This is a genomic window from Pedobacter sp. 05T44 (assembly GCF_056395985.1).
In genome coordinates, this window is record NZ_JBFTKO010000004.1 from 197,091 (window position 1) to 211,653 (window position 14,563).

Genomic DNA, 14,563 nt, shown 5'->3' on the forward strand with positions numbered 1-14,563 from the left:
GGGGATATTTTCCCGGATTTTCATCCCTGATCGCATTTTATTGTAATCAGCTTGTCTGATTTGAGATAAAAAAGCAAATTTTAGCTGACGGATGGCACCCCTTCAAAGCGGCACGCTTCAATCCTACTTTTAAATTGGTTAAGTATACTTTTTAAAATTTTGCTGTTCGCCTTTTGGAACCGGCATGTTATATTTTTTCCTGATACATTTACTATTGTGGCGAATAACCTCACCAAGCACATTTTTTAGTATCTTCAAAGTTTGCCTGACTTTTATAACCATTTATTAAGATCAACCAACAGAAATAATATGGCAGGAATCGTCAGAACGCTCCTAACACTATTTTTTTACTGGCAGCTTTACATTCCCAGGCACAAGATCCGACTATAGAAAAACGGACACAAAAGCAATTTGAAGGGCTTTGGGAAAATAAAAAAAATACCAGACGCCTGAAAATATCATTCCGACAGGGTTATGCAATGATTACCGACTGGACAGACAGAATCCAAAAGCCGGAAAGCGGCGACATTTATAAAGCATTCTTAAAGAACGGGAAACTCATCATGCCCGAAGAAACCGATCACCGTGCACCATACAGCGAAATCATCTTTAAGAACAACAGACTGATTTACCTCACCAAATCTATACTCCCCCAAACCTGGAACAAAGAAATTTTCACAAGATAACATCAAAGCAGCGGCATCGAAGGTAAAAAACCCACCCTAAACTTGCTGTACTGATCACTAATCAGTGGACCTGGCTTTACGCACACACCAGGTAGTCATACTTCTCAGGTTCTGAACATTGGTAGTTTTTATGGGTTCGTGAAGCTCCCCACCAATTTGGCTGGTCAATCTAAGCAGCATCTGCTGATTGACCAGGAAGCGTTCCGATCCGTCGGGAAGAATATACCTCCCATTACCGATGAACCTGACCAATGATTCGATGCCAATTTCTGAGGCCAGCCGACAGAAAAAATACCCGCCGGGTTTAAGCACCCTCCACATTGACCTGAGCATACGATCAAACTGACCCTGGTTTTCTGCAAAATGTAATACGGCGCTGCTGATGACCAGATCAAAGGTTTCACTTTCGAAGGGTAGCTCTTCTACCGATGCCACCAAAAAGTGTTCATCCGGGTTGACCTGCGGAAATGAGCCAGTAATACTTCTTAGCTGCGCGATCGCATCCGGGTTCCGATCGACACCAAAAACCACTGCACCTGTACTTAAGGCATAAAAGATGTTTCTACCTGTTCCGCAACCAGCATCTAAAATCATCTCACATTCGTCATAGGTGCCTTTAAGCATCTGGTCAAATAAATAGATATCTATGTTTCCGAAAGTATCTCGAATGTGCTGGTTTCTCATCGTCAGGCAAAGATAATTACATTATTTCAATTCAGATGTTAATCCTCATCGGCGACACCGGTATCAAATCTAATGCACCCGCTGTTATACTTTTCTCAACTTTTCTATTATGCTCTTTTCTCCCATTTAAACTCTCCATCAGCTGAGCATATAAGTCCTCTTGTTTCTCTTGATGTGGCTTAGGTTTTTTGATGGTTGGGCACTTACCTTTAGCTCAGATACGTTTACCATTACCTGTCCCAGCAGCGAATAACCGGCATTGGAGTACTTAAACTCAGCACCCGGTTTAGTGTTAATTTTCTTTATCTTTAATTCTGAAAGAAGACGTTATCTCTTTAATGATAGCGTTTCGATTGGACTGCCACTAGCGGAGACTATATTTGCTTTACCGTAATGAAAACTAACTGAATAAAAGACAATCTCTAACCTATGAAAAATCAAATTTGTTTAGCTGGGATGCTCGCAATTTTCACATTAAATCTATTTGGCCAGACCAAGAAGCCGGCAGCTGCAAATTTCACAAAATACGTTGATCCATATATAGGCACTGGTTTTCACGGACATGTCTTTGTGGGTGCCAGTGTACCGTTTGGGGCCGTACAATTGGGGCCGACCAATCTGTCTGAGGGCTGGGACTGGTCCTCTGGTTACCACATATCCGATTCCACCATCATCGGCTTTCAGCACACCCACCTGAGTGGTACGGGTATCGGCGACTTGGGCGACATATCCTTTATGCCCACCACAGGCGCAATTAAAGTGGTCAAAGGTACGATCGAAAATCTTAAAAACGGTTACACCTCCCTTTTTAGCCATGAGGATGAGATTGTAAAGCCTGGTTATTATAAAGTTAAGCTCAAACGGTATGACATTGGTGTAGAACTGACGGCTAGTACCCGGGTAGGAATGCACAAATACACTTTTCCGGCATCGAAAGAAGCGCACGTGGTCATCGATTTGAAAGAAGGGATCGGCTGGGACGAATCTTCAGAAACTTATATCAAGCAAGTTGATCAGCACACCATTGAGGGCTATCGTTTCTCTAACGGCTGGGCTGAATCCCAGCGGATTTATTTTACTGCAGTCTTTTCAAAACCGATCAAGTCCTTTACTGTCTACGATGATTCTACACAGAAGTTGGGTAACGAACTTAAAGGTAAAAAAGTGAAAGGTGTGTTGAGCTTTCAAACTGTCAACGAAGAAATCGTATATGTTAAAGTGGGTATCTCTCCTGTCAGTACCGCTAATGCCCTGTTGAATATTAAAGCCGAGATCCCCAAGTGGGACTTTAATAAGGTGATTCAGGATGCTGATCAAGCCTGGAACAAACAACTGGCTAAGATTGACATCAAAACGGATTCATTAACACAAATGAAGAAATTTTATACGGCATTTTACCACACCATGATCGCTCCTTCCATTTTCAATGATGTCAATGGAGAATATTGGGGAACGGACAAAAAGGTTCATAAAAATACTCGTTTTAATAACGTGACTACATTTTCGTTGTGGGATACCTACAGGGCAAACAATCCGCTGTTTACCATTATCCAGCCTAATCATGTCCATGACATGATCAATTCAATGCTGGCGATTTATCAGCAGCAGGGGACCCTGCCTGTTTGGCATCTCATGGCCAATGAAACCAACACAATGCCTGGAAACAGCGCACTGCCCGTTGTTGCCGATGCATTGCTAAAAGGTTACAAGGGTTTCGACACCAAGCTCGCTTACGAAGCCTTGAAAGCCACCGCTATGAACGATTCCCGGGGCCTCAAGTTTGTAAAAAGCCTCGGATATATTCCGGCCGACAGTGTTGCTGAATCAGTTTCAAAGGGACTGGAATACGCTATCGATGACTGGTGTGTCGCACAAGTAGCGAAAAAGATGGGCAAACAGGATGATTATACCTATTTTAGCAAACGAGCTGAAAACTATAAAAATTATTACGATCCGCAAACAGGTTTTATGCGTGGCCGCCTTTCGGCAAATCAGTGGCGTACTCCTTACAGCCCTTTCATTTCTATACATGAGCACGGTGATTTCAGCGAAGGTAACGGTTGGCAATATACCTTTATGGTGCCACATGATGTGGAGGGTTTAATTGAGCTATTGGGGGGTCAAGACAAGTTCAATAAAAAGCTTGATTCATTGTTCACTGCAGAAGGTGATATGGGTGAATCCAAATCGGCGGATATATCTGGTTTAATAGGCCAATATGCACATGGTAACGAGCCGGGACATTCCATGGCTTATTTATATGACTACTCGGGCAAGCCTTGGAAAACAGCCGAAAAGGTGCGGTTCATTTTAGATAATTTCTACACGGATAAAGTCGATGGCATTATTGGAAATGAAGATGTTGGTCAGATGTCAGCCTGGTACGTCTTATCGGCCTTAGGCTTTTTCCCGGTAAACCCGGCAAATGGCATGTACGTTTTTGGAAGTCCGACGATTAGCGAAGCTACACTGACGATAAACGGAAACAAAAAGTTCCACATAACTGTGAAAAACAACGGTCCGAAGAACAAGTATATCAATGCCATGAAACTTAATGGTGTTGACTTTACAAAAACGTACTTTAAACACACTGACATCATGAACGGTGGCGAACTGGAAATAACTATGGGTAGCAAACCGGGATCTGTTTGGGGCGTGGGGGATGCCAATAAAGCGGTATCTGTTTTATAGTCCTTGTGATCGGGATGAGCTGAGTCTAAAGCACGAATTTCACAAGCTGACTTGGTAGATATGACATAACTTTACCTTTATGATACCACGATAATAAAACCGCTATGAGAAAGATAATATTACTGATGCACGTTTCCCTTGATGGGTTTGTTGCAGGACCTAGCGGAGCGATGGACTGGATCCGTGTAAGCGAGGAAATGTTCGATACGGTTGGCAAACTTACCGACAATGCAGACGCTGCATTGTATGGCAGAAAGACTTACCAAATGATGGACAGTTACTGGCCAACAGCAGCAGATCAGCCCAATGCATCAAAACATGACATTGAGCACTCACAATGGTACAAAAAGGTTGAGAAATTGGTAATCTCGAATTCATTGAAAGATACCAATGCGGCTAATACCCGGTTTATCGGAAATGATGTCGCATCGGAAATCAAGCAGATCAAAGGGCAACCCGGAGGTACTATTCTAATGATAGGAAGCCCCTCTACTTATCATGAACTTGCAGCACATAATCTGGTTGATGAATTCTGGTTATTTTTAAATCCAATATTGATTGGAACCGGGATACCATTATTTAACAATATTAACCACAAAATTGATTTGAAGCTTTTACAAACAAATTCTTTGCCTTCAGGGGTCATCGGCCTGCACTACGAAAAGGTATAGTCATTAAACAGCGCCTGGCCAGCACTTTGGGGAGGCCTGTGGTCTCGAGGAAAATGTCGCGTATTCCGAAGGAAATCAAGGCTGGTTGACTGCAGACTTTTTACCTATGATCACCCTAAATCAACACAAATTTTTAATACGAAAAGGTATCGCGACCAACAATTTGGTGGTCAGCCATCTTCCACGAAAAGTGTAAAGCAGCAGAAACAATCCGATCTACGCCAATCCCAAAGTCGATTGTAAAAGAAACTACGACTAATCTAGCCTATCACTTTTTAAATTAAGGTAGGCATTGAACACTAACCAAACGGGAAGACTGATTTCCAACGAATCCAGGCAAGACCGTAAAGTCCAGCCTGAATAAACCAAAAAAAAGCAGTTAGATTAACCTGCCTTCAAGGTCAAAAATTCCATGAGATGCTGTTCCAGCAACTCGGTATTGTAAGTGCCATCTGTAGTATGGTCTATAATCTCAAGGTTATTGTCACCGACTGTAATCGTGTACGCATTTCCGTCAATAATTTCCGGGAAGCTAATATTCACAATATCAGCCACGTGGGCAAATTCCACAGCCAGGTTGCTACCAAGCTGCTCATTCACGTAAGCAGGAAATTCCGTTTTTAAAAGCTCAAATAAACTTTCAGGGCTTAAAGGTTGTACATTGTCAATTGCTATCATAGGTTTTCCTATAAGCTTCCAATAATGGTGCCCAGAAATCATAAACCCTCCATCAGTGACCAAAGGCAGATAATAGACAACGGCTTTCAAAAAGTGTACGATCTGGACTAACTATTTCAGCTGGCAGTTGTTTAACTTATAAACCATCACAGGTCATGCAGGAAGAAGAAGAAATATTTAACGTATCGGTAGCGATCAATACCGGTCTTGAACCCTTAACATTCACGATCACCATGTACTATCCGTCCTCTGACCCAAATCATGAAAGGAACTACCGTGTTGCTCGTGACAACGTAACACTAGGCGTCCTTCATCAAAGTGCAGATGATTGCTGGCATTTACTGGAAGGCAATCTGGAACAGGAAGAAATCCAAGCGATCGGACAGGCAATTGACGCACATTAAACCCATAAGCAGTCCCCACCTCCAGATGTTTCCTCATCATGATGTCCGTCTGCCCGTCAACTCCTATTTTTAAGGTATGTGTATCAAAAGCCACAAAACCATTTTTCTCGTAAAAGCCGATGGCCCGCGGATTCGTTTCTCAAAAGCGTAGCCAAACCGATAATTTCCCAAGACTGGAAGTAACTTCCAGCATTTGCTCATACAACATTTGACTTAATTTCTTTCCATGGTACGCATTCAGCATATAAATCCGTTCAATCTCCAACCTGAAATTCTCTTTTTACTTGGGTCAGGGCTTGTCTAATATCCTCAGCATCAAGTTCTATATACGTGATGATCTGTTCATTTGCTTTGCATAAACCATCATTTTACCCCAAAATATGCATGGATAAATAAAACGCCCCGGCATAATTTCAGCATACCTTAAGAACAATCCACCCGCCACCGTAGAAGAAATTGACCGAAAACGAAAATTCAGCCCAAAAAAAACACCCGCTAAAAGCAGGTGATTAATCAATTATGAAGGAAATCTAATTAGCTGATTTTAACATTAATTGCATTCAAGCCTTTTTTACCTTGCTCGATGTCATAGCTTACTGAATCATTCTCACGAATGTTGTCCATTAAACCAGAAGAATGAACAAAGATTTCGCTATCACCATTAGCTGGCACGATAAATCCAAAACCTTTTGTCTCATTGAAAAATTTTACTGTTCCTTGTTGCATTGTATTATATATTAATTGTATCCAAAGATACAAAAATAGTTGAAATATAAAATTTTATTTCGATATAAAAAAATAATTAGAATTATATTTCACGTTAAAATTATCTGTCAAAATATTTTTCCGAGATCAAATTCATAGCTAAATCTCTAAATTCAGACGTTTAAAGACCTCTTTGGTAATCAGCCGTACATTCGCTGAGAGCTGCTCATAACTACAATGCCGCAGTCCCTGAGGGAAAGGCACACCACCCTCCCGCTTTACCAGATCCATAGTAATTACCGAATCAACAGAGACCTCATGGTCTGCAAGCAGGGAAGCGTAAAGCCTCCGGGCAAAAGCCTCATCATTACCAAGGTGAAAACAACCATAAGTTTCGATGCCTTTAAACGTTTTCATGTTCAGAGATATTTCATAACTCGTTTCCATAACAATAAACAAAAATGAAATAAAAGAGCCTCTTCCAATAATTTGATAATTTAAACCTATTATTTCTGAATTTGGTTAATTATAAAGTATTTTGGCTAGGCAAAATTAAATTGAATGAAACTGATTTTCCATTCTATAATTCTGCTTGGTTTGTTCTCGTCATGTAATACCCATTCTTATATCTATAGAAAACCGGTTATCGGATTGGTATATGATAAAATGCCTTTAGCTGATGCTTCAGTTGCTTATGATTCATCTGATGCATTAAGCCGCAAAATATTATAACCAATAATGAAGGACAGTTTATTTTACCGAAAATTGAAATAGACAACTATGCGGACTTTATTAATTCTGTAAAAGGGATAAATTCAGTAATACTCATAAAAAAGAAGGGATATGCGCTTAAAAAAATATGATACAAGTAAGGACACAATTAGGGTGGGAAAAATTCATTTAACAAGGAATTAAGGATGATTGATGATGATCACCGAACTTCGCTATTTAGACAGAACAGAGGATTAAATTAATATTTCAAGACAATAGCATGAAAACAACGAACATCTTATTTTCTCTGGCATTCCTGCTGTTTTCCTGTGGGGCAAAGCATGGTGATAAGCAACTTGATAAAACGAATACCACTGATTCTGTTAAACAAAATAAGATAAGTTCTAAGCCTCCTGAAATAAGTACGCTTGAAAAACTGGCCGATAATATGGTTGCTTCCAGAGAAAGTTATTTAAATAATGGAAATACGGAGGCGGAAAAAATATTCATTAAAGCACTTATAGAGACATTAAAGCAGCCTGCTAGCTTTTATGATGATTTTGTCAACCTAAGAAAATATGAGATTAACCTATTAAGTGCCAACGATCATAAACTTAGGGTATTTTATTGGCTTTCACCATATTCAGGTTCCATGTGGCACGTGCAGAATATTGTTCAGTACCAAGATGAAAATAAGGCAGTAACTGCGATTTCATTTAATGATCTCTATGAGGATAAAGCCGATGAAGGCAGCCCAACTCCTTTTTTTCAACATATATACACCTTAAATACTTCCCCTCAAAAAACATATCTGCTTACAGGTTATGGGCAAATGAGCGGTACTGAGCCTTATAGTGTAAGCCACACATTAGTGATCGATCATTCAGAATTCAGCATCAACAAACCCCTGTTTAAATTGGGAAAATGGTCTAAAAATCAATTATTTGCTTCCGCGACTCTTAAGGAAGATCAAAGCAAAGAAAAACTCACCGCACAGTTAGCAATAATCTATAACGCTCAAGATAAGACCATTAGCTATCCGGAGGTTAGCGAGACTAAAAACGGATCCATTTTTAATGGAAAAAGGAACGTTTTAACCTTTCGGGGCGGAATGTTCAAGTAATAACCAAATTATTGCTGATACTACGAGGATGTATCTGGAAAACTCCATCAACCTTAGACAAGCTCAATAGACCGAATCAATCAATAATGATCATTAAATCCGGTTGTTTATGCGTTTGATGTTAGCGGTAATCTTTATTCAGGTACTTTGTCGTAAATGGTCATGTTTACTGGGATTTTTACTTCTCGTTTAAGTCTTCCAAAAATATTTCCGGGCATTTCAAATTCGATGGTAATGTATCCTTTCAGTCTCTCATAAGTTTTATTAAGCTCTATATCAATCGCTAGATTTTCACATAGAACATTATTGTGTTCCCACAGACCACCTTCTCGCAAGTAGACAGCTCTACCCTTATCTACAAATTGTAGTTTTTCATTTTTTTCATTTACCAAGTTATAGCCTTTAAATATATAAGTGGCAAAATCGGAAATGTCGTTGTCTTTATTTTTTAATGAATGATTATTCTTATTATACTCATCAAGTTTTTCCTTTGATAAAGGATACCTTGTTACTATATATAATTCATCTGTTGGCTGCTTTTCAATTTCTGTAATATTTCCGATTGTCACTTTTGCGTTTTTTACAATTTCATCTAAGAACTGGTTGGTTTCCTGTTTAGTGTATTTGTAAGCGGGTTTACCGCTTCCATCACAACCGATAAGAACAACGGACGAGATGATAAAAAGTAATAGTCGATATATCTTCATTCTTTGGTTATATACTCGGTTTATAAATTTAGTTTACTGTTAAAAGCGCTGAATGTATTTATTTTTGGCAATGGTTTTACAGTGTTTTTTTTAATCGTCTTTTTAAGAATTTTCTCCGAGCCAAGTGCTTTTGTAATCTCAATTCTTTTTCCTGTGAGAAGATTAAATTCGGTTTCGGTTGTTAAATTTTTACCATCCCAAGCTACTGAGGATATATTTTGTAGTTCAAAATTCCCATTATTGAATTTGAACTTATGAATAAGGTGATTTTCTTTGACTTCAGAAATCATATACAAGCAGTTATCTTTAATATCAAAATTTGGTATTTGATTTCCGCAATATTTCCCATTTGGATATTGCGGTTCTATTAATTTTTCAGTAGATACGTTAAGTAAATATTTTCCATTTGGTTTTAAAAAAAATATTTGTAATCTCAAAGGCTGAGTTTTATTAATGGTATCCATTGTTACTATAATTTTATCAGTTAAACCATCGCTATTTAAATCGCCTTTTTCAGTTCTAACTGGGTAAGTAAAATTACCTTTTAATTTTTGTGCATGTAAATAGATACTAATTTGAACAAGTGCAAAAATCAATAAAAATATTTTTTTCATCTTTTGATTAGGTTTTTATCTTTTCATCAAACCAGGTACTCAGCAAGCCTTCTCGCTTGAGCTGGCTCATGTGCACTTCCAAGCGATAAACTACCTGTGCAGCAGAATGACTATAAGAAATAAATGCGTGTGCCATATTAAATTTTTAATAGAATAAATAAACATAGGTATTTTTTTCAAGCTCCGCATGATTCGACAGTGAGGCTTCTGCGATAGCTCGGCTTGCATCCTGCCTCGTGTCTGAATCTAAAGATATGGGTCTTATGAACCGTGATATAATTTAAGGGGTTATTATTCGAAACACCTTAAATAGCTATCCGGTTTCAACAGGTTTTCTCAAAGTATCCGCGTAAAAAACAGTAATTCCAGGAATTAATCACTTGAGAGCGACTTAATAAACACCATTAAGATTACTACTTTAAAAATCCAGTCTTCACTAAATTAAGGTAGAAACACACCCTTTTTTTGTCGTAAATTCCCCCTGGAAATTTACCTAGCAACAACCATATTTACAGGTAGATTAGTCAATTGTATAACCAGAATATTGCGTCATGAATACCCAACCTTCAACCAAACTCGGCATTTATATCAACTACCCCGGACATTGTGAGAAAGCATTTCAGTTTTACGAGCAGCATTTAGGGGGAAAAATACATATGATAGTGCCTCACCAACTACCACCGCCTAATTTTCCGAAAGAATGGAAGAACCCGATCCTCCATGCAATCATCGAAATAGGCGGCACTAACGTGAGGGGTGCGGACATCCCTCATGCCGAACCGATGCGCAGTGCTTACCTAACACTAGTTCTTGAGACAGCGGAAGAAGCAGAACACATTTATAGTTTATTGTCCAGTGAAGGCGAAGTGTTTATGAAAATGGAGAAAACTCCTTTCGCAAACCGCTTTGCGATGCTCCGCGATAAATTCGGAACCTCCTGGATGCTCCTCAATGAGAATTAAGTATGATGATATACAGAAATGCAAAAAACAAGAAACCTGCATAAAATCCTGGTGTTGATCCTATTTTGATTTACTTTCTAAAAGTAACGCCAATACCCAGGAAAGAAGTTATAAAATTTCGTATAAGCCAAAATCCGACGAATAGAGAAAATCTTTTTTCGCAATCCTTATTGTTTTTGGATAGGCCATATCCGTACACTTAAATTTCAAGCCATCAAGCTGGTAGTAAGAAAGATAAGCGGGCGTAGGTAATTTACCATTTCTCCAGGCAATCAAAAGATCATCATCAAATTTTGGGATATCTTTTTTAGGCTTTAGGAAATCGACTTTAAACAACTCACTTTGCCTTACAACTAAGGCGTCATTTCTAATCTCAAAAACATTACAGCTTTCTGTATTTACCACCTGGTATTCACAGGGCACTAAGCCATAAGGCTTTAAAAGGTTTTTCTCATACTCATCAACAGCTTTTGCCCGCAGGCTATCACTTAAATGACTCAAATCTGCCCATTTATTATCAATGCTGTCTTGAAAAACGACAGTTTTAAATTCCTGCATCTTTTTATACAATGGATGAAAATATTTCTTCTGGTTGATATATAGATCGCCGTGGTCATCAATATAAAAAGGAATCTCCCAATCATATTTAGCTTTAAAAATTAGCTTATTTTCGACATCGATTATCTTAAATTCAAGGTTGCTGTTATCAGGCTTCAACAGCACCCGGCCATCTTTTAAGACAATGATTTCGCTTAGAGCGGTCAGATCCATAACCTTCCTGAATTTTGTTTTGTCTTTCAACAAATCGCCAATCATCGGAACCTCTGGATGCGCATCTTTTTTAGGGAAAGGATTACATCCGAATAAAAACAGCAGGCTTAAATACAGAAGTGTCAATATATTACTTTTCATAATAATTCATTTAAGCTACCTAATTGGGCTTGACAAGCTACTGCTTGTTTTGGATGATTAACCGTTCCAGTTCATCATCCAAGCTTTTGGTTTTTCCGCCACATACATTGAGAATCACTTTTCCATCAGGCCCAATCAATATCTTAGATGGCGTACAAACGACATTTTCCTTCAGCTTGATTTCCTTATTCATCGCTTCAGTATTATCAATTTGTTTAAATTGTAATCTCGACTCCTTGAACAGCTTTTGCGTTGCCTCCTCATCGTCAGAAAAACCTTCGGCTATGCCAATTATCGGAAATTTGTCTCCAAACCGCTGAAAAGTCTCATTTAAATCTGCTACCATATCATAGCCTTCTGATTTTTTAAGTCCCTCTATTTGGTAGACAAAGACGATCCAATATTTACCTTTATTTACTTCAGAGTTAAATATACTCCCATCACTGGTCTTTACAGAAAAATATTTCGGTCTACTCCCTATATTAAAGTCTATGTCCGCTTTGTTAGCAGCGATGAATTGCTTCAAGCGCTCTTCTTTATTTTGCCCGTTGCAACTTAACAAAACAAGGAAGAGTAAAACTGGCATAAAAAGGGCTTTCATTTTCATTTCTGGTCGACAGTTGTGGCTGCTGTAATAAATAACCGGGCCCTAAAATCCGATAATATGATCGCTTGTATACCAAAGGCTGATATCCACTGAGAAGATCACAAATAAGACCAAACTAATGACCGGTTTTTAAGCGCTGTTCGCGCTTATCATTTAGCTTTATCCAAGATAGAGATTTTATTTGAAGATCGAAATATCCATACAGATTATGCTTTAGGAAAGTTTTTCTACTATGCGATTTTATTGACAGCTGAAATGTGTAATTTGTAAAAACTAATTATGATATAAAACATGGTGTTGGTAAAATCAGATGGCTTATGAATAATAAAATTCACATACTCTTCGCATTATTCATTCTTGCATCTTGCCATTCTCAAGACAATAAAATTGTTGATCTAGCAAAAATATCTAATGATTTTGATGCCTCAGAATTTTATCGAAACAAGATTAAAAAGACCAATGAGATCATTTCGAAAGACCCTAAGCGTATGGAAAAGAAAGAAGCCTTAAATCTTTTGGACAATTCTTTTTTCGTAAAAGATACTTTAGGTTATTATAAAACGGATGGGAGATTCCCCACAGACCTGTCTTTAGAGCCAACCAATGACTGGATGGTAAGAGATAAAAAACCGACCGAAATATTTGGCTATGGTTACAACGCGGTAGCGTATGATCCTGAAAAAGACAAGATAGCTATTTTAAATACAGTAGCATTTCCTAAAATGGACATGGTAGAAGACCGTAAAGGCAACTTAATGTATCTTGAAGTGGGAAAGACTTCAAAAAATACAGATGATTTCAATAAGATCAAAGCATACCTCAGTAAAAACTGTAAGCGGGTTGCTGTTGATGATAACGACCCCAAAGCTTCTTATTGGGAAGGTGAATTTTTCTATTATTATCTTTTTAAAGACGATCGAAAAGAAGAGGAGGTCTCTTTTGATTCACAGGGAAATAGAAAATCCAGATCGGTACACAACACAGAAATTAGATTAACGATGTTCGAAAAGTCTTACATTAAAAAAATGGAAGAACTGGGGATTTATTCGGAGGGATATAAATTTTGGAAAAAAACGTTTTGATGCAAACGAATTCATCAAACATAGGTGAAGATAATTATCATTATAATCAGTAATGCTTTTCTATTTCTCTTATAAACTATATTTTTTGTATTTTGACTTGGTGTCACTTCATGAGCATTAAACGATACCAAAGCAACACCATATAACATCATCCTTAACGAAAACAAATTCATATGAAATTTAAAACATTGTTTTTAACGGCAGCAATTGCAGGAGCATTATCAACAGCGAGCTCCTGCTCAAATTTTGAAAGTGGAAAAAACCGTGAAAAAGGAACGCCAGTCGAATCGTCAAAGACGGCAGTACAAAAAATTTTGGCTGACAAAGAGGCTAACGAAGGCAAACGTTTCTCTATTACCGGCTATCTGAATTATTCGGCAGGAATGACGGTTTATGTTGACAGGCCCCAATCAGTATATGTAAATACAGCACCTGGGGATGAGGGAGAAACGATTACTCCCCTGGAGATGAAGTGGGCACAAAATGGTTATAACAGCGTTTTTGTTCCTGAAAATGCGGGACGTGGATCTGATAAAACGATATTTTATGACAATGAAGGCAAACCACTCACAACGAATGATAAGGTAGAAGTTTCATTTGAAGTTGGGAAAGCGTCAATTTACCCTTTTGAAGTGCGAATAGACAAAATAAAATAATACAAAATTGTGGTTTATAGGGTCTATCCGATATCAATAAATTTAACATTATTATATGCAGGTCAATTATTTTATACTCTTATTTACAGGTCTTTTCTTAATAGGCACATACATCAACTATAGGTACACTCAAAAGAAAGGGATGGTATTCACGTACAAACCTATTGCTTTAATTATTATAGCTGTTTTATTTTTGATTTCATGTTATGGAATTATTGTTGGAAAACCATTTAATGAAATTCTACCTTTTATAGGGTAAAATAATTTTGCGAATTTGTTATTTAAAGTTAACCGTTACCCACGGTGGCCTATCTCCTTTTATAAAATACTGCCAACCCGTACATTCGCCATTGTTGTGGTCTCATACCCCTATAGGTTGACAGTTTTGGAATAAAACCTATTCCAAATGAAAGGAAAGATGCTGGAGCAGTTTAGACGAGTTTAACGAAAACTGGTATTATTATTCATGTATCATAATCAATCGGTAAAAGAAATAGCCAAAAGTTATAAATTGCCGAATACTTCTATTTTGAATAATTGAATTATTGTCAGTTTAAATGCGGAAAGAGTGACCATTATGGTCGAAAAATCCAATTTAGACCGCTTAGAGATTAATCGATTAAGAAATCCTTCCAACATCAAAAAACCCTTAAAAAGACCTGCTGACATA

General features: G+C 38.0%; 18 protein-coding genes. 9 read left to right on the forward strand and 9 right to left on the reverse strand.

Annotated features, from left to right (window positions below; genetic code table 11):
• The first annotated feature begins 479 nt into the window (after positions 1-479).
• Positions 480-686: a hypothetical protein gene (locus AC1DDK_RS09505; protein ID WP_337714929.1), complete on the forward strand. Its 207-nt coding sequence runs from the start codon at positions 480-482 to the stop codon at positions 684-686.
• A 57-nt stretch (positions 687-743) separates the two neighbouring features.
• Here AC1DDK_RS09505 and AC1DDK_RS09510 read toward each other — a convergent pair whose 3' ends face one another.
• On the reverse strand, positions 744-1,370 hold the full coding sequence (locus AC1DDK_RS09510; RefSeq protein WP_337714931.1) for a class I SAM-dependent methyltransferase: 627 nt from the start codon (positions 1,368-1,370) through the stop codon (positions 744-746).
• A gap of 429 nt (positions 1,371-1,799) precedes the next feature.
• On the opposite strand from AC1DDK_RS09510, the gene AC1DDK_RS09515 reads away from it, so the two are divergent.
• A complete protein-coding gene (locus AC1DDK_RS09515) occupies positions 1,800-4,061 on the forward strand; it encodes a GH92 family glycosyl hydrolase (protein WP_337714933.1) in 2,262 nt (753 codons plus the stop codon).
• A gap of 104 nt (positions 4,062-4,165) precedes the next feature.
• Positions 4,166-4,732 carry a dihydrofolate reductase family protein gene (locus tag AC1DDK_RS09520; RefSeq protein WP_337714935.1) on the forward strand — a complete coding sequence of 189 codons (567 nt, stop codon included), beginning with the start codon at positions 4,166-4,168 and terminating at the stop codon, positions 4,730-4,732.
• Positions 4,733-5,116: 384 nt separating this feature from the next.
• On the opposite strand, the gene AC1DDK_RS09525 is transcribed toward AC1DDK_RS09520, so the two are convergent.
• Positions 5,117-5,410 carry a hypothetical protein gene (locus AC1DDK_RS09525; RefSeq protein WP_172663408.1) on the reverse strand — a complete coding sequence of 98 codons (294 nt, stop codon included), beginning with the start codon at positions 5,408-5,410 and terminating at the stop codon, positions 5,117-5,119.
• A 155-nt stretch (positions 5,411-5,565) separates the two neighbouring features.
• Here AC1DDK_RS09525 and AC1DDK_RS09530 point away from each other — a divergent pair, with 155 nt between their 5' ends.
• Positions 5,566-5,814: a hypothetical protein gene (locus tag AC1DDK_RS09530; RefSeq protein ID WP_337714937.1), complete on the forward strand. Its 249-nt coding sequence runs from the start codon at positions 5,566-5,568 to the stop codon at positions 5,812-5,814.
• 534 nt (positions 5,815-6,348) lie between these two features.
• On the opposite strand, the gene AC1DDK_RS09535 is transcribed toward AC1DDK_RS09530, so the two are convergent.
• Together AC1DDK_RS09535 and AC1DDK_RS09540 are read right to left on the reverse strand one after the other, a co-directional pair.
• Positions 6,349-6,540: a cold-shock protein gene (locus AC1DDK_RS09535; RefSeq protein ID WP_048905418.1), complete on the reverse strand. Its 192-nt coding sequence runs from the start codon at positions 6,538-6,540 to the stop codon at positions 6,349-6,351.
• Positions 6,541-6,678: 138 nt separating this feature from the next.
• Positions 6,679-6,936 (reverse strand): hypothetical protein, encoded by a 258-nt coding sequence (locus AC1DDK_RS09540; RefSeq protein WP_337714938.1) that lies wholly within the window; start codon positions 6,934-6,936, stop codon positions 6,679-6,681.
• Positions 6,937-7,080: 144 nt separating this feature from the next.
• Between AC1DDK_RS09540 and AC1DDK_RS09545 the strand changes: the two genes are divergently transcribed.
• Positions 7,081-7,251, forward strand: a complete 171-nt coding sequence (locus tag AC1DDK_RS09545; protein ID WP_337714941.1) for a hypothetical protein — start codon at positions 7,081-7,083, stop codon at positions 7,249-7,251.
• Positions 7,252-7,510: 259 nt separating this feature from the next.
• The gene (locus AC1DDK_RS09550) at positions 7,511-8,353 is read left to right on the forward strand and encodes a hypothetical protein (RefSeq protein WP_172663412.1); all 843 of its coding nucleotides are present in this window, start codon (positions 7,511-7,513) and stop codon (positions 8,351-8,353) included.
• Positions 8,354-8,487: 134 nt separating this feature from the next.
• Here the strand turns inward: AC1DDK_RS09550 and AC1DDK_RS09555 are convergent, their stop codons facing one another.
• From AC1DDK_RS09555 to AC1DDK_RS09565, 3 genes are read right to left on the reverse strand one after another with little or no spacing between them, the layout of a single operon-like run.
• Positions 8,488-9,060, reverse strand: a complete 573-nt coding sequence (locus tag AC1DDK_RS09555) for a hypothetical protein (RefSeq protein ID WP_172663413.1) — start codon at positions 9,058-9,060, stop codon at positions 8,488-8,490.
• Between the two features lie 20 nt (positions 9,061-9,080).
• Entirely contained in the window at positions 9,081-9,674 is a 594-nt protein-coding gene (locus AC1DDK_RS09560; protein ID WP_337714943.1) for a hypothetical protein, read from the reverse strand.
• A gap of 7 nt (positions 9,675-9,681) precedes the next feature.
• Positions 9,682-9,810, reverse strand: a complete 129-nt coding sequence (locus AC1DDK_RS09565; protein WP_337714944.1) for a hypothetical protein — start codon at positions 9,808-9,810, stop codon at positions 9,682-9,684.
• 415 nt (positions 9,811-10,225) lie between these two features.
• Here AC1DDK_RS09565 and AC1DDK_RS09570 point away from each other — a divergent pair, with 415 nt between their 5' ends.
• Positions 10,226-10,636, forward strand: a complete 411-nt coding sequence (locus AC1DDK_RS09570) for a VOC family protein (RefSeq protein ID WP_337714946.1) — start codon at positions 10,226-10,228, stop codon at positions 10,634-10,636.
• Between the two features lie 108 nt (positions 10,637-10,744).
• On the opposite strand, the gene AC1DDK_RS09575 is transcribed toward AC1DDK_RS09570, so the two are convergent.
• The gene (locus tag AC1DDK_RS09575) at positions 10,745-11,548 is read right to left on the reverse strand and encodes a hypothetical protein (protein WP_337714948.1); all 804 of its coding nucleotides are present in this window, start codon (positions 11,546-11,548) and stop codon (positions 10,745-10,747) included.
• A 37-nt stretch (positions 11,549-11,585) separates the two neighbouring features.
• Positions 11,586-12,155, reverse strand: coding sequence for a peroxiredoxin family protein (locus AC1DDK_RS09580; protein ID WP_172663417.1), 570 nt, complete (start codon positions 12,153-12,155; stop codon positions 11,586-11,588).
• Between the two features lie 317 nt (positions 12,156-12,472).
• Between AC1DDK_RS09580 and AC1DDK_RS09585 the strand changes: the two genes are divergently transcribed.
• Together AC1DDK_RS09585 and AC1DDK_RS09590 are read left to right on the forward strand one after the other, a co-directional pair.
• A complete protein-coding gene (locus tag AC1DDK_RS09585) occupies positions 12,473-13,237 on the forward strand; it encodes a hypothetical protein (protein WP_337714950.1) in 765 nt (254 codons plus the stop codon).
• A gap of 173 nt (positions 13,238-13,410) precedes the next feature.
• Positions 13,411-13,893 carry a hypothetical protein gene (locus tag AC1DDK_RS09590; protein ID WP_172663419.1) on the forward strand — a complete coding sequence of 161 codons (483 nt, stop codon included), beginning with the start codon at positions 13,411-13,413 and terminating at the stop codon, positions 13,891-13,893.
• Positions 13,894-14,563 lie beyond the last annotated feature (670 nt).

Excerpts from the sequence above, each read along its gene's own strand:
- AC1DDK_RS09505 (WP_337714929.1), top strand. The coding sequence starts at position 480 with ATGATTACCGACTGGACAGACAGAATCCAAAAGCCGGAAAGCGGCGAC.
- AC1DDK_RS09510 (WP_337714931.1), bottom strand. The coding sequence starts at position 1,370 with ATGAGAAACCAGCACATTCGAGATACTTTCGGAAACATAGATATCTAT.
- AC1DDK_RS09515 (WP_337714933.1), top strand. The coding sequence starts at position 1,800 with ATGAAAAATCAAATTTGTTTAGCTGGGATGCTCGCAATTTTCACATTA.
- AC1DDK_RS09520 (WP_337714935.1), top strand. The coding sequence starts at position 4,166 with ATGAGAAAGATAATATTACTGATGCACGTTTCCCTTGATGGGTTTGTT.
- AC1DDK_RS09525 (WP_172663408.1), bottom strand. The coding sequence starts at position 5,410 with ATGATAGCAATTGACAATGTACAACCTTTAAGCCCTGAAAGTTTATTT.
- AC1DDK_RS09530 (WP_337714937.1), top strand. The coding sequence starts at position 5,566 with ATGCAGGAAGAAGAAGAAATATTTAACGTATCGGTAGCGATCAATACC.
- AC1DDK_RS09535 (WP_048905418.1), bottom strand. The coding sequence starts at position 6,540 with ATGCAACAAGGAACAGTAAAATTTTTCAATGAGACAAAAGGTTTTGGA.
- AC1DDK_RS09540 (WP_337714938.1), bottom strand. The coding sequence starts at position 6,936 with ATGAAAACGTTTAAAGGCATCGAAACTTATGGTTGTTTTCACCTTGGT.
- AC1DDK_RS09545 (WP_337714941.1), top strand. The coding sequence starts at position 7,081 with ATGAAACTGATTTTCCATTCTATAATTCTGCTTGGTTTGTTCTCGTCA.
- AC1DDK_RS09550 (WP_172663412.1), top strand. The coding sequence starts at position 7,511 with ATGAAAACAACGAACATCTTATTTTCTCTGGCATTCCTGCTGTTTTCC.
- AC1DDK_RS09555 (WP_172663413.1), bottom strand. The coding sequence starts at position 9,060 with ATGAAGATATATCGACTATTACTTTTTATCATCTCGTCCGTTGTTCTT.
- AC1DDK_RS09560 (WP_337714943.1), bottom strand. The coding sequence starts at position 9,674 with ATGAAAAAAATATTTTTATTGATTTTTGCACTTGTTCAAATTAGTATC.
- AC1DDK_RS09565 (WP_337714944.1), bottom strand. The coding sequence starts at position 9,810 with ATGGCACACGCATTTATTTCTTATAGTCATTCTGCTGCACAGGTAGTT.
- AC1DDK_RS09570 (WP_337714946.1), top strand. The coding sequence starts at position 10,226 with ATGAATACCCAACCTTCAACCAAACTCGGCATTTATATCAACTACCCC.
- AC1DDK_RS09575 (WP_337714948.1), bottom strand. The coding sequence starts at position 11,548 with ATGAAAAGTAATATATTGACACTTCTGTATTTAAGCCTGCTGTTTTTA.
- AC1DDK_RS09580 (WP_172663417.1), bottom strand. The coding sequence starts at position 12,155 with ATGAAAATGAAAGCCCTTTTTATGCCAGTTTTACTCTTCCTTGTTTTG.
- AC1DDK_RS09585 (WP_337714950.1), top strand. The coding sequence starts at position 12,473 with ATGAATAATAAAATTCACATACTCTTCGCATTATTCATTCTTGCATCT.
- AC1DDK_RS09590 (WP_172663419.1), top strand. The coding sequence starts at position 13,411 with ATGAAATTTAAAACATTGTTTTTAACGGCAGCAATTGCAGGAGCATTA.